General features: G+C 35.6%; 14 protein-coding genes. 13 read left to right on the top strand and 1 reads right to left on the bottom strand.

The genetic code is table 11. From position 1 onward, the window contains the following. The first annotated feature begins 20 nt into the window (after positions 1-20). Positions 21-947, top strand: a complete 927-nt coding sequence (gene nadA / locus GQR60_RS09740; protein WP_124992739.1) for a quinolinate synthase NadA — start codon at positions 21-23, stop codon at positions 945-947. A gap of 70 nt (positions 948-1,017) precedes the next feature. Here nadA and GQR60_RS09735 read toward each other — a convergent pair whose 3' ends face one another. Next, positions 1,018-1,737, bottom strand: a complete 720-nt coding sequence (locus GQR60_RS09735; RefSeq protein ID WP_124992738.1) for a hypothetical protein — start codon at positions 1,735-1,737, stop codon at positions 1,018-1,020. 257 nt (positions 1,738-1,994) lie between these two features. Between GQR60_RS09735 and GQR60_RS09730 the strand changes: the two genes are divergently transcribed. The 12 genes from GQR60_RS09730 (at position 1,995) to GQR60_RS09675 (ending at position 14,519) form a co-directional block, all read left to right on the top strand. Beyond that, positions 1,995-3,296 (top strand): carboxypeptidase-like regulatory domain-containing protein, encoded by a 1,302-nt coding sequence (locus tag GQR60_RS09730; protein ID WP_124992737.1) that lies wholly within the window; start codon positions 1,995-1,997, stop codon positions 3,294-3,296. 226 nt (positions 3,297-3,522) lie between these two features. Further along, on the top strand, positions 3,523-4,077 hold the full coding sequence (locus GQR60_RS09725; RefSeq protein WP_124992736.1) for an RNA polymerase sigma-70 factor: 555 nt from the start codon (positions 3,523-3,525) through the stop codon (positions 4,075-4,077). A 5-nt stretch (positions 4,078-4,082) separates the two neighbouring features. Then, positions 4,083-5,105, top strand: coding sequence for a FecR family protein (locus tag GQR60_RS09720; RefSeq protein WP_124992735.1), 1,023 nt, complete (start codon positions 4,083-4,085; stop codon positions 5,103-5,105). 12 nt (positions 5,106-5,117) lie between these two features. After that, complete coding sequence (locus GQR60_RS09715; RefSeq protein WP_124992734.1) at positions 5,118-6,701, top strand: carboxypeptidase-like regulatory domain-containing protein; 1,584 nt, start codon at positions 5,118-5,120, stop codon at positions 6,699-6,701. A gap of 14 nt (positions 6,702-6,715) precedes the next feature. Continuing rightward, the gene (locus GQR60_RS09710; RefSeq protein ID WP_225441382.1) at positions 6,716-7,126 is read left to right on the top strand and encodes a DUF5655 domain-containing protein; all 411 of its coding nucleotides are present in this window, start codon (positions 6,716-6,718) and stop codon (positions 7,124-7,126) included. A 102-nt stretch (positions 7,127-7,228) separates the two neighbouring features. Then, complete coding sequence (locus tag GQR60_RS09705; RefSeq protein WP_124992732.1) at positions 7,229-8,233, top strand: lysylphosphatidylglycerol synthase transmembrane domain-containing protein; 1,005 nt, start codon at positions 7,229-7,231, stop codon at positions 8,231-8,233. Between the two features lie 94 nt (positions 8,234-8,327). After that, positions 8,328-9,608 carry a DEAD/DEAH box helicase gene (locus GQR60_RS09700; protein ID WP_124992731.1) on the top strand — a complete coding sequence of 427 codons (1,281 nt, stop codon included), beginning with the start codon at positions 8,328-8,330 and terminating at the stop codon, positions 9,606-9,608. A 156-nt stretch (positions 9,609-9,764) separates the two neighbouring features. Continuing rightward, positions 9,765-10,934 carry a DUF819 family protein gene (locus GQR60_RS09695; RefSeq protein WP_124992730.1) on the top strand — a complete coding sequence of 390 codons (1,170 nt, stop codon included), beginning with the start codon at positions 9,765-9,767 and terminating at the stop codon, positions 10,932-10,934. Positions 10,935-11,631: 697 nt separating this feature from the next. Next, complete coding sequence (locus GQR60_RS09690; protein ID WP_124992729.1) at positions 11,632-12,207, top strand: RNA polymerase sigma-70 factor; 576 nt, start codon at positions 11,632-11,634, stop codon at positions 12,205-12,207. Positions 12,208-12,280: 73 nt separating this feature from the next. Continuing rightward, complete coding sequence (locus GQR60_RS09685; protein ID WP_124992728.1) at positions 12,281-13,258, top strand: FecR family protein; 978 nt, start codon at positions 12,281-12,283, stop codon at positions 13,256-13,258. A 17-nt stretch (positions 13,259-13,275) separates the two neighbouring features. Continuing rightward, positions 13,276-13,809, top strand: a complete 534-nt coding sequence (locus GQR60_RS09680; RefSeq protein WP_124992727.1) for a DUF3575 domain-containing protein — start codon at positions 13,276-13,278, stop codon at positions 13,807-13,809. 17 nt (positions 13,810-13,826) lie between these two features. Then, complete coding sequence (locus GQR60_RS09675) at positions 13,827-14,519, top strand: hypothetical protein (RefSeq protein WP_124992726.1); 693 nt, start codon at positions 13,827-13,829, stop codon at positions 14,517-14,519. Positions 14,520-14,526: the final 7 nt, after the last annotated feature.

Raw genomic sequence — 14,526 nt, 5'->3', positions numbered from 1 at the left:
ACTAAGCAAATATTTACTTGATGAGAGATAAGGTTCTTCAATTGGCGAAAGAAAAGAATGCAGTTATTCTTGCCCATTACTATCAAACTCCTGACATTCAGGAAATAGCCGATTTTAAAGGTGATAGTCTGGCTCTGGCGCAAAAGGCTTCGGAAGTAGATGCAGACATTATTTTGTTTGCCGGCGTTCATTTTATGGCTGAAACAGCCAAAATATTAAATCCTACAAGAAAAGTACTTCTGCCCGATTTAGAGGCCGGATGTTCTCTTGCTGAATCGTGTCCGGCAGATGATTTTCGTAAATTTAAAGCACTTCATCCCGACCATATTGTTATTTCATATATCAATTGTACTGCCGAAATTAAGACTTTATCTGATGTGATCTGCACATCAGGAAATGCAGTTCAAATTGTTGAATCCTTTCCTAAAGATCAGAAAATAATTTTTGCTCCTGATAAAAACCTTGGACGATACATAAATGAAGTAACCGGCAGGCAAATGGTTCTTTGGGATGGAACCTGTGAAGTTCATGATATCCTTTCTTCGGAGAGAATCATGAAAATGAAAATTGAAAATCCTGATGCTGTACTTATTGCTCACCCGGAATGCGCACATCCGGTATTATTACTTGCCGATTTTGTTGGCTCAACAACAGCCATGCTGGATTACACTAAAAACAGCGAATCTAAAAAATTCATTGTTGCAACAGAAACGGGAATTCTTCATCAGATGCAAAAAGATTCTCCTGACAAAGAATTTTTAATTGTTCCTGCAGATGAAACATGTTCTTGCAATGATTGTGCTTATATGAAGCTGAACACAATGGAGAAGTTATACTTGGCACTAAAAAACGAACAACCTGAAATTATTTTACCTGATGATGTTATGGAAAAGGCAAAAGCACCAATTGTTCGAATGCTTGATTTATCGAGACACCTGATTAAATAAGTTTAAAACATACAATATAAAAGGGAGATCAAAATGGTCTCCCTTTCTTAATACTGTAAATATTGAAATTTTAGTTTCTTATACTTTCAGGAGAAATACCTGCTAATTCACAAGCCTCCTCAAAATGCAGATCGTCTAACGCTTTGTAAAGAACAGCAAAAGCTGAGTGTATCCAAACTATCGAGACCAATACTCCTACAAACAGACAAATAAGTCCTAAAATAATGACTAGGAATGATAATATTCCCATTCCAAAAATTGTCCAAAAGTAGCCTTTGCCCAAATAAAAGCTAAGCTTAACAGCCTGTATTGGATCTACCTTTTTATCCATTATTAAAAAGGGAACGAAAATCAACTTGCAAACCAAATAAATTCCCGGAATAATAAGAAACAGGAAGCCTACTCCAACTATTCCAATCACCAACAAATGGCTTAATATCACAAATAGAAACTTCTTGAACCCATTCAAAATTTCTTCAAACTGAGGTTCCTTTTTTCTTGATGCTTTCAAAAACATCCAATCTACACCATAACTAAATGGAGTAACAACCAATAGGTAATAGATAAATCCGAGAAATTTGAACGATGCCAAACCGATCTTAAATGAATCGCTGTCATCCCATCCCATTTGATTAAATCCCATTGGCATATCAATAACTCCGGAAACAATGATTGCAAGTAATAAGATTAAAAAGTGTTTTTTCAGAACACTCCATCCTTCTTCAAAACAGCCACCTACAGTCGGGAATACTTTTAAAATAAGATTCTCTTTACAATAATCTACTCTCATAAACCAAGCCTGCTAATATTAATTAAATTATATCCTTCACATTCATCTATAAATAATAACCCTCGCCAGTGAACAATTATTTATGCCATTTTAGATAAATATAGAACATATAAGGCTTGTAAAAAAACACGAACAAAAAAATAAATCAAAAAATGATAGGGTATTTTATTCATAAAGCATCATAGTAGTAGAAGCAAGAAAATACACGATCGGTTTTCTCCTAATTTTAAAATTATTATCAAATAAAATAAATCGCCATGAAAACAAAAATTAGATTTTATTTCGCAATCATTCTTTCTGCCTTTTTGTTTTTCTCTTTCAGCAATGCAATGGCAGCGGAGGGAAATAATGTTAAGAAAGAAAAAACTAAAGTACAACAGGTTATTGACACCTTAAAATATGATGTTTACAAAGGGAAAGTTCAGGATTCCAAAACAAATGAACCTCTTATGTTTGCAACAATTGCTGTTAAAGGTGTTAATGTTGCTACAGTATCGAACAGCGATGGTGAATTTCTATTGAAAATTGCTAAAGACCTTCCTGTTAGCAAGATTGAAATCACCTATATCGGATACAAAAATCTTGAAGTTTCTATTTCTTCATTAAAGGAAAAGAAAAATATATTGAAGCTGGAATCAGTTACTATTCCTTTGGACCAAATTAACATTTACCCATTAGATCCTCTGTTTTTAGTAAAAAGTATTTTGGCTAAAATCGGTCAAAATTACCCTAAAGACCCAAATATGATGAAGGGTTTTTACCGCGAGACAATTAAGAAAAACAGAACCTATGTAGCTATTTCTGAAGCTATTGTAAATATCCACAAAGCGGGATACAAACAATTAAAAGATGATCAGGTACAAATTTACAAAGGACGTAAAAGTCAGGATGTAAAGAAAATGGATACATTATTGTTCAAATTACAGGGCGGACCGAACACATCATTACTTTTAGATGTTGTGAAAAATCCTTACAATCTGCTTTCCGATGATTTTATCGAAAATTATAATTTTTCAATCAAATCAATTACTAAAATTAACGACAAGATTCATTACGTAATTGAGTTTAAGCAAAAAGAAAATATAGATATTCCGTTGTATTACGGATTACTTTATATCGAATCGACAAATTTGGCCCTGTCAAGTGCAAAATTTAGCTTAAACCTAAGTAATACAGAGGAAGCCAGTCGAATGTTTATTAAACGTAAACCTGCAGGTGTAAAAGTAACTCCTACCTCAGCCGATTACATAGTTAACTATACTGAAAAAGATGGCAAATGGTATTTCAATTATGCCAGAGGTGAGATTAATTTTAAATGCAACTGGAAACGTAAACTATTCAACACCAACTATAGCGCAATGACTGAAATTGCAATTACCGACCGTGACGAACAGAATGTTGTGCGCTTTAGAGGAGATGATAAATTTAGAGCAAATCAAATAATGGCTGAAGAAGTAAACAACTTTGCGGATGCTAATTTCTGGGGAGAATACAATACAATTGAGCCAGACCAATCCATCGAGTCGGCAATTCGGAAATTGAGAAGAAAAGCCAGATAATGAAATTTTGAATTCAAAACATACTTGAGTTAGTTATCCTACAGCCATTAGCAACTGAATTCAAAACAAGAAAAAAGAACCGTTCACTCATGCTTGGGGAAACATGAGAATATTCAGAACGGTTCTTTTCATCAATAATAATATTGCAGATCTTTCCTCTAATGATTGAAAAATCCTAACTTAGAAAGTATTACAAGCTTTTTAAAATACGGGAAGAGATACGAAAATGCCGGAAGATACAGATACGATACTTAAACACATACAAAGAGGTAATTTACAAGAGTTTGAAAAATTATTCAGAGCATATTACCCTTTACTATGTCATTACGCGCTGCGTTTTGTGAAAGACACAAATCAGGCTGAAGAAATTGTTCAGGAATTGTTTTGTCAGTTATGGGAAAACAGAAAAGATTTAAAAATACACACCTCACTAAAAGCATACCTTTACAAAGCAACTTATTTTAATAGCTTGCAGGTTTTGCGTAAAAGAGGCGTTAAAACACAGTATGAAAAATACATTAAAAACAACAAGCCGGAAAGCTCATTACCAATAGATTCGGTTGAAGAAAAAGAAATTTACAACATTGTTCAAAAAACTCTTGCAAACTTACCCGATCGTTGCAGTAAAATATTTAAAATGAGTAGGTTTGAAGGCTTAAAATATCAGGAAATTGCCGATAAGTTATCAATTTCGGTTAAAACTGTTGAAGCAAATATGGGAAAGGCATTAAAAGCCTTCCGAAAAAATTTAAAAGATTACGTTGGAATTATTGTGCTATAAACAAAATGAAAGAAAATACATCACATAAAATTGAGTGGGAAATCATTTCAAAATACCTTAGTGGAGAGATGAGTGCAGAGGAAAAATTGGCATTTGAAAAGTTGATTGATTCCAATCCTGAGTATGCAGAAATTGTTTCTGCATCCGATAAAGATTTGGGTCTAATTCAAGAGGTTAACGAAATTCAACAACAATTTAATGTTGACGCAGCCTGGTCGGAGGTAAAATCCAATTTAAGCGATTTTAAAAAGGCAAATACCACCAAGATAATTCCTTTATTTTCGCTCCAAAACACAAAAAAACTAGTACAGATTGCAGCCATGCTAATTATTGCCGTTGGCCTTGGACTTGCATCATATCATATTTACAATGACAAACTTGCTCCTTACCAAAGTATTTCATCGGAATTGAATGAAAGTGGTAAATCCATTACATTGGCTGATGGTTCTATTGTAACACTTAATGGCAAATCGGAATTGGTTTACGAAAGATCATTTGCAGGAAAAGAAAGAAGGGTGAAATTAACCGGGGAAGCTTTTTTCTCAATTGCTAAAAATCCTGCCAAACCATTCATCATTTCAGTGGGTAATGCTGAAATTAAAGTTTTGGGCACCTCATTCAACGTGAATGCTTCCAATAAGCATGTTGAAGTTTTGGTTGAATCGGGTAAGGTTCAATTCTCACTTGCAAAAGAACCTGATAATAAAATTATTCTTGAAAAGGGTGATTTTGGCGTTTTACAGGAAGATTTTCTGGAAAAAAGAACACAAAACGATGAAAACTATCTTTCATGGAAAACTCAGTTGATGGTTTTTAAAGCGATGAGTTTACAGGATGTTGCTAAGGTTATTAACCGAACCTATCAGGTTAACATTCAATTTAACGACACAGCAATTCAAAATTTACCGATCACCACATCATTCAATAAAACACCTCTTAATGACGTTCTGGAAAACTTATGCCGGCCACATAACCTGACATATGAGAAGAGTGGTTCTCAAATTACAATAAAAAAAGAGCTGAAATAATTCATTGCTAAAATGAAAAGAAGAAAAACATATCAGAATTTAGTACAAAGCATCCTTTTAGATGCTCTGCTGGTGCTTATGATATGTTTCACTCAAAAAGTCAACGCACAGAATTCGCTCTTACAAAACAAGATTTCAGTTGATCTTTCAGAACTTAGCATTAATGATGCCTTGGATTCAATTGCAGCAAAAAACAACTGCTATTTCACCTACAATTCTGATTTATTTACAAATAAAAAGAAACTTAGTATTAAAGCTGATGAAGTTGAATTTGAAATTTTACTGAGGAAAATAGTACAGGATACCAGCCTTACGTTTCAAGTAGTAAACAAGCATATTATTATTGTTCCCGCAAAATACAAAACAGATAAACCCCTTACTTCAAACATGATTCCTTACATTTCGTACCGAAACATTAGTGGCAAAGTAACGAATCAATCAGCTAAAATATCTCTGCCATACGCGAGCATTGGGATTAGAGGCAAGCATATTGGAACAATTAGCAATCAGGATGGGGAATTTGCCCTTACTCTTTCATCGGAAAATAGTAAAGACACACTTGTTATTTCCTATGTTGGATTTAAAAATTTTGAAATCCCGGTTTCCGATATCTCAAATACAAAACTTCAAATTAAACTAAAAGAGGATTTTATTTCGCTTCAGGAAGTGGTGATTCGAAACAACGATCCAAAATCAATAATAAAGGCTGCTGTCAATAGAATAGAAATCAATTATCCGCAAAACGCCTCCAATCTAACCTCTTTCTACAGGGAATCTGTACTTAAAAACAACAGGTATATGATTTACCTCGAATCTGTTTTAGATATATACAAATATCCTTATTCGGAGAACGAACTAACTGATAAGGTGAAAATATTTAAAAGCCGCAAAATTTATGACGTATCCCGCCTGGATACCATATCTTTTAGATTAAAAGGAGGCATTCAAGGATGTTTACTATTGGATATTGTCCAAAATCAACCCGAATTTTTGAATCCTGAATTTATGGATCTATACACCTATCGTTTATCCGATATCAGCACATTCGACAACAAACCTGTTTATATTATTGATTTTAAGCCGAATGAAAATATCACCACACCTCTGCTGGAAGGCAAACTAATAATTGAAACCCGAAGTCTGGCAATTATTGGTGCAGAATTTGGCTATAATCAAAGCCGGCTGCCCGAATTAACCAATCGTTTTATTAGCAAGGCAAATGCTAAAACCAAAGTTAGACCAGCGCTAATTCAATATTCCGTAAACTACCGAAATATTGATGGTAAATATTACTTAAATCACACTTTAGGAAATTTAAAATTTAAGGTGAAAAATAAAAGAAAATTGTTTTCACAGACTTTCTCTACAACTTTCGAAATGGCAACAACAAAATTGGACACCATCAATGTCCGGAAATTTAAGCAACGCGAAACAATCGCGCCAACAACAATTCTTTCCACTGAAAACCTAAGCTACGATAACAAATTCTGGGGCAACCAGATATTTATTAAGCCCGAAGACAATATCAAAGAAGCCATTAAAAGAATCAGCAGCAGCATGCAGCAGGTTGCAATGGATACGAGTAAAACTGAATAGAATTTAAAGTATCCATGACATACATTTGTCCCACCTGCAAAAGAAAATTATCGGGCCCAAACCAATATCACTCGTGCTTTATTACCGATAAAGAGACTCATTTACAAAAAATGAGTCCGACTATTGCAGAATTATTTGAAGCACTTCTATCTTACCTGATAACATTCGAAAAGCTTGAAATTATTTATTTAAAGACCTGTGTTCAATGTAAGACAGGTGCAACTTTTTTATCCATATACACAAAAAGAAATCATCTGATATTGGAGTTTCAACTGCAACGGGAAGAAGATCAATTTCCAATTTACCTGTGCAAACGAATATCTAAAAACCGGGTACTTCACCGCATTGCCGTTGGCGGATTATCCGAGTTTGATCAACAACTAAAAAACTGGCTGAAGGAAGCTTATCAAACCATCAGGAAATAACCGCATCATGTTATAATACTTCCCATTGAAACAAAATATTCTAAAAGTCTTCCTATTTTTGTATTTCTTTACAAAAAAATAATAAATCAGTAACTTCATTAAATGGGAAGTCGAATAAAAAAAATAATACAAAATTCAATTGGAATACTAATTGGTTCCGTATTCCTGTTTCTCACTTTGCGTGAAAAACCAATGGCTCCGGTATGGGAAAGCTTAGCAAATGCTGACTATTTTTTTATACTGCTTAGCTTCGTATGTTTATTCATCATTTTTTACCTGCGGGCCTTGCGTTGGAAACTGCTTATTGAAGAATCCGGAGAAAAACCAAAATCAGATAAAGTACTAACCTCGGTACTGCTAGGCTACTTCGTGAATAGTTTTACTCCAAAATTCGGAGAAATAATTCGCTGTACATCTCTGCAAAAAACAACTAAAGTTCCGGTTTCTGTATCCATGGGAAGCGTTATGGCCGAGCGGGCTTACGATTTACTGATTTTAGGCCTTGGTGTGTTTGCTGTATTTTGGGCTGAACTGGATCGTTTACAGGGAATTATGGACTCTACTATTGGAGGAATTTCTCATATTTACGGCTACCGCTATTTGTATGTAATTCCAATTGCCATACTTGTTCTTTTTATCCTTTTTCTGGTTAGCTTACGCAGAATAAAAAAATCAGAGCGTCGTCCGGTAAAAAAGATCGTTGAATTCTTACAAAGTATGTTTCTATCGCTTAAGCAAGGCTTGCTTCTTAAGAAAAGATTCCAGTTTATTGTATTAACATTGCTAATCTGGACAATGCTCGTTGTATTAAATTACATCTACCTGCTTTGTTTGCCTGAAACATCAGGATACTCATTCAGTTTTGCAATTGTGATTCTGTTTATTGGCGGAATTGGCTGGGCTTTACCTAGTCCCGGCGGAATTGGAACAACTCATTTCTTGCTTCTGCAGTTATTCCTTGCCTTTCAGTTGGATCCAAATGCGGGAATCAGCTTCGGAATTCTTTCCAATGGTTTAACTTTTATTGGTACCATTGCAATTGGTGGTTACGGCTATTTCAGATATTGGACAGAAACCAAAACTTTGGAAAAAGCAGCAAAAGCATAAATCATGCTCCCTTTCAGCAACAAGCTTCTTATGAATTCAACAAAACCATATTTTACACCTATCTTTGCACGATAAAATTATCTGAATACAAAAAATGAAATTTAGTCAATATAGTTTTTCCCCCGATATTAAAAGAAATTTAGACGGTTTGGGTTTTAACAGACCAACCGATATTCAATTTAAAGCCATTCCTCCAATTGTGCGGGGAGAAGATGTGCTTGCCATTGCACAAACCGGAACAGGAAAAACAGCTGCATTTGCGATTCCTATTATCGATAAACTACACAAAGCTAAGAATAACAAAAGCAGCAACGGCATTAAATGTGTTGTAATGGTTCCTACCCGCGAGCTGGCCATTCAAATTACCGAAGTTTTTCAAAAAATTGGAAAGCATACCAAAGTAACCAGTTTTTGTGTGTTCGGAGGTGTTGAACAAGCTCCTCAGATTGCAAGTTTACAAGGTGGAATCGACGTATTAATTACAACACCCGGCAGAATGTTCGATTTAACCAGTCAGGGATTTATTCAGCTTGATAAAGTAGAAACCCTGGTTTTGGACGAAGCCGATCACATGTTGGATTTGGGTTTTATAAAAGACATACAGGATTTGATTCGTTTTCTTCCAAGGAATCGTCAAACCTTGTTTTTCTCTGCAACCATCACGCCTAAAATTAAAAAACTGGCCTATTCTCTGGTTCGAAGTGCAATTCGTATTCAAATTTCACCAAAAGATCCTGTATCCAAGAACGTAGAGCATGGAGTTGCCTTTGTGAAAATGGACGATAAACGTTTCTTTTTGGAACGAATGATTAAGGAACATCAGGAAAGTAAAATATTGGTTTTTGTGCGAACCAAAGTAAGAGCGGAACGTGTTCACAAAGCCATGGAACGTGTAGGAATAGAAACACAAACCATTCATGGAGACCGCGAACAGGATGATCGTTTAATTGCCTTAAATGCTTTTAAAACAGGAAAGGTAAAAATCTTGATCGCGACAGATGTAAGTGCCCGCGGTATCGATATTCCCAATGTTGATTATGTGGTAAATTATGACATGCCCGATGTCGCCGAAAATTACGTTCACCGTGTGGGTAGAACCGGACGTGGTGTTCAAAAAGGTTTGGCCATTTCTTTCTGCGACCCAACAGATGAAAAACAATTATTAGCTGAAATAGAAGAGTTCACCGGCACCGAAATTCAGGTAATGGACATATCGAAAGGAGAATACACTGCAACTATCGATTTTTCTGAAGATTACTCGAAAAGCTTAAAAGAACTAATGGACGAAGCAGAAGATTTTCTGCAAAATCCGAAAAAGAAAAGTGTGAAAAAGAAAACTCCTGCGAAAAAGGCAGCGAAAAAGAAAAAAAAATAAACAATACGAAATAAACAAAACCTCAAAACCAAAATGGATTTGAGGTTCTTTTTTTAAGGATAAACTCTATACCTGACAACAATAAATAGGCCTGATTCTTTGCATTTCGGCAAAAATCGAAATATATTCGTTCCTCCTAATCTAAATCAATCAACTATGCAATCACTAATATCTCCCGAAAGCAATTTAACCTTGTTTTTCGTGATAGCTGGAGCAGCAGCTTTTGGTCTCTATTCCGAACACAAAAAATGGTTTGGCAAACTATCCGGAATTTTGGTTACCATGATATCCATGTCACTGCTTGCAATGGCCGGTGTGGTACCGGTAGCATCTAACCCAACCATTAAAGTAGATGTATACGATATGGTATTCTCCTATTTTATCCCCATTTCTATTCCCATGTTGCTGTTCAGTTCCAACATCCTTAAAATTGTGAAAGAGAGCGGAAAGCTATTGGTGGCCTATATTTTAGGTGCTATTGGAATTGTACTGGGATGCTTTATTGCATTTTGGTTAATTGATTTAGGTGCAGATTCAGGAAACACAGCAGGTGTAATTGCTGCCACACTTATTGGTGGAAGTGTTAACTTCATTGCCGCGGCCGAGATATTAAATTTCAGCACCAATCCATTATTTACAGCAACTATAGCTGTTGATAATTTTGTATCGAATTTGTATACACTATTTCTGTTCCTTACTCCTTCTCTCCTGTTCTTATCCCGCTTTTTTGTGAAACCTAAGAAAGAAAATGAAGAGGAATCTGCCACATCATCCGACAAAGCACAATTCCCAATGAGTTTGGAGCGGGTAGCCGTTTCTGTATTTATTGCTGCCTTAATTGCCGGATTGGGAAATCTTCTTTCTCCCTATCTTCAAGACTTATTGCACACCAAATTAAACCTTAGCATATTGGTGATTACAGTTTTAGCAGTGCTTGCCGCTAACCTGTTCCCAAAGAGACTAAAACCATTGGAAGACACCGCCTTTTCGCTTGGTTTGTGGATGATGTACATCTTTTTGGCGGTAATTGGTGCAGCTACCAACATGACACAAATATTTAGCATTGGCCCTGCTGTACTGGGATTTTACCTAACCATTATGCTCTTCCATTTCCTGTTTATGCTCGCTGTGGCCAAACTATTCAAACTGGATGTTTACGAAGTGGTAATTTCATCGGCAGCAAACATTATGGGGCCATCAGTTGCTGCTCCAATGGCAGCATCTATGGGACAAAAGAAGCTGGTGACACCCGGAATTTTGGTTGGTATTTTGGGTTACATCATCGGTACCTTTATTGGTGTTTCCATTGCCTTGTATTTAAGCTAGATCGAATCAAAAAATATAAACAAAAAGGCTTTGCACATTTGCAAAGCCTTTTTTATTGATTAAATACAAGCACAAAATCAACACCGAAGCCCTCCAGTTTCGGTGTTTTTATATCTCGCTCACAGCAGAATGTATCCTAGTAAAGAATTGCTTACAGTTCACTTCAATTTATAGTTTCAAATTCTACATGGGCTCCAATTCGCTCCAGAGCGAAGCATCCATTTTGGTGCTGGAAGCCCTTTCGCTTCCTGCGGATAGTTCCTCAATGGTGCTGATAAAGCCTTCGCACTAATACGAAATAGGCTTTTGATGAAAATAAGACCTTCGCATTACTGCGAAACATATGTTTTGATTAAAAAGAGACCTTCGCATTGGAGCGAAAAGGGTTTTATGAAGAAAAAGAAGCCTTCGTCCGAGTGCGAAGGGCACTTCATGATGAAAAGAAAGCCTTCGCTCCTAACAAGTTTCTATTTCATGTTGGGGAAACCTCTCTAATTTATTAAAAACTGAAGTGCCCGCTATCAGTAAGGCTTTCAGTAAAAAACAAAAGTGAAAGCACCATGTCTATTCAAATAAAAACAAACTTTTTTCATTTTATGATACGTGTGCTGCCCTTTTTAATTGTCTATTGTTTAGAAAGAGGTTAAATTCCCTTTTTAAAAAATATTGCATGCACAACTCAGTCTATTAATAGTAAATGGAACACGCACTAAAAACCCAACAGTTCGAAAACCTGACGGAAACAAGAATAGAACAACTTTTTAAAGAACACTATTCTGTTTTAACGGCTTATGCCAATAAATTTCTGTCCGATTTAGATGATTCAAGGGAAATTGTTCAGGATGTCTTTGTTCATCTGTTCGATAATCGGGAATCTGTAAAAATTCATACTTCAGCCAAGGCACATTTGTTTACTTCGGTTCGAAATGCCTGCCTAAATACCATCAAACAAAGAAAAAACCATGCCACTCATCATGAGAACATCAAATATTTAAGTTCTGGTTTTAGCTTGGAAGCTGATAAAATATTAGAACAGACAGAATTAGAATACGCCCTATTTCAAGCCATTGATGAATTGCCTGAACAATGTCAGCGAATATTTAAGCTGAACCGAATAGAGGGTTTCACCAATCAGGAAATTGCAGATCAGTTAGGAATTTCGAAACGTACAGTCGAAACGCAAATCTCGAAAGCTCTAAAAAGCTTACGGATAACAATTGGCCCCATGCTGGCATCACTGCTTATTGTTTACCTATTGAACGCATTGAAATAAATTTTTCATTTTTTTTTCGAATTCAAGTACGTGTGCGGTCATTCATATTTGTCATACCATTAGAAACAGCAAAATGAAACAAAACAATCAACATATCGACGAGCAGCTTTTAAAGGCCATTTTAGAGGAAACTTCTTCTGATCAGGACAAGCAGGAATTCCAAAAGTGGATACAAGCTGATTCTGCAAACAAAGATACCTTTCTTAAAATGCAGAAAATCTGGAAATCGAGCAAAGGAATTGAAGTGTTCCAAAAAATTGATGAAGCCGCTGATTGGAAAATCATAAAAGCAAAATCAGGAAAAACAGTTCAACTGAAAAAAGTAAACTTGTTTATGCAATATGCAGCCACTGTTCTTGTTTTGCTCTCGCTTAGTTTGGTTTACCTGTATCAGACAACACCAGGCTTTGGTAAATACGCAGAATACAAAAGCCTGCAAACAAAAAATAAAATTGTATTGGCTGACGGAACCGAAGTGTTTTTAAACAAGGAGAGTAAAATCATTTATCCAAAATATTTTAATTCAAAAGTAAGAAATGTAGAGATGGAAGGAGAAGCTTACTTTCAAGTGAAGCCCAATCCGACCAAACCATTTATAATCAAATCCGGAAATGCAATTATTGAAGTGCTTGGTACCAGCTTCAATGTTAAAAATGAAATGGATGGAACAACTATTGTAAGTGTGAATTCTGGGAAAGTAAGTCTGAAAAATCAGAAAACGCAGGAAATAGTTTATCTAACTAAAGGAGAAAAAGGAATCATTCAAAAACGTAAGGTAAGCGAATCGAAGAACGAAGAATTAAATTTCAACTCGTGGAAAACCAATGTTCTTACATTCAAGGACACGCCAATTGCAAAAGTTTTCAGTGATCTTGAGAATTATTACGGTGTAAAAATCACAAACAGGAGTGCTAAATTAGATACTCTCACCTACACCAATTCTTTTTCGAATGCGCCTATCAACAAAGTAATTGATGAATTGGAACTTCTTTTAAAAGTTCATATTACACAAAAAGGAAATCATTTGACCATTACTGATGGTAAAAACTAAATCGAAATTTTAAAACAATGAGAAACAAAATCATATTGTTCGCTTTTATCATGCTTGCCGGCATAAGCTTTACAAAAGCACAGAACACAGTAATTAAAGCCAATTTACTAAGTCCATTGGTGCGAACAGGATCATTTTTTGCAGAGCACAAGCTAAACGACAACAGCAGTATTCAATTGGGCCTTTTGTACACTGGCAATTCTTGGGACGACACCAAAGTAAGAGGTTGGGGAATTACTCCTGAATACCGCTTTTATCTTTCAGATTCGCCGGCACCAAAAGGATTTTTTGTAGCGCCTTACGCTCGTTATCTGCATTACAATTTGGAGAATGAAGTAAATGATGAAGCCACCTTAAACGGATTGGGTGCCGGTTTAATTATTGGCCAACAGTATATTTTTAAGAAAAGAGTAAGCTTCGAATGGTTTTTTGGGCCGGGTTACACAAGCGCAAATGTTGATGCAAAATCAGGAACCGAAGAAGACTTTGATACCGGCAACTGGGATGGCTTTACGTTAAGAGCCGGACTTACCTTGGGAATTGCTTTCTAGAACGAAAACATAAAGTTATGACACGACAAGTATTTACATACCTATTCACCATTTTATTGGGATTCGGCTTTATTAGTTGTGAGAAAATTAATTCGAACGACTTGGCAGATGACACACCCGTCTATCAGTCATATAAGCTTGTATACGATAACTATATGAATGAAACTACTGCGACTGCAGAATTTAAGGTGAGAAATAGCTCTGGTGTTCATATCAAACTTGTTGAAGATTCGAACGTGAAATTTAATGGGGAAAGACATCACGATTATTGGCCTTTATTTCATGAATATATATGGAAAACAAGAGGTTTTTCTGATGTTGATTTCATCTATAATAAAAACTGGGATCGAGATTTTGTGAACAGCATTTATACCGATGATATCGCATATACAACAATCCCTAATGACTTAGAGGAAATTGATTTGTTCTCATCGGGAAGATTGTACTGGAATGGTTCGCCTTTAAGTTATGATGAGAGTATTACCATAAGTATTGAGCAATCAGGAACAACTATTAGTAAGACTGCCGGCAGAAGAAATTCAGAATACATTTATCTGGACTCTGATGACATGAGAAACCTATATCCCGGCCCCGCAACAATTCATTTGGAAAGGGAAAAAAGATATCGTTTGGATGAAGAAGATGGATATGCAGGTGGTAAAAAAATCATTATCATGAAGGATAAAAAACAAATTTATCTTTATGAATAATTCGATA

Source organism: Labilibaculum euxinicum (assembly GCF_009795715.1).
Classification (GTDB): domain Bacteria; phylum Bacteroidota; class Bacteroidia; order Bacteroidales; family Marinifilaceae; genus Labilibaculum; species Labilibaculum euxinus.
The sequence above is the reverse complement of the archived record's forward strand: the minus strand, read 5'-3'. Positions and strand labels throughout refer to the sequence as shown.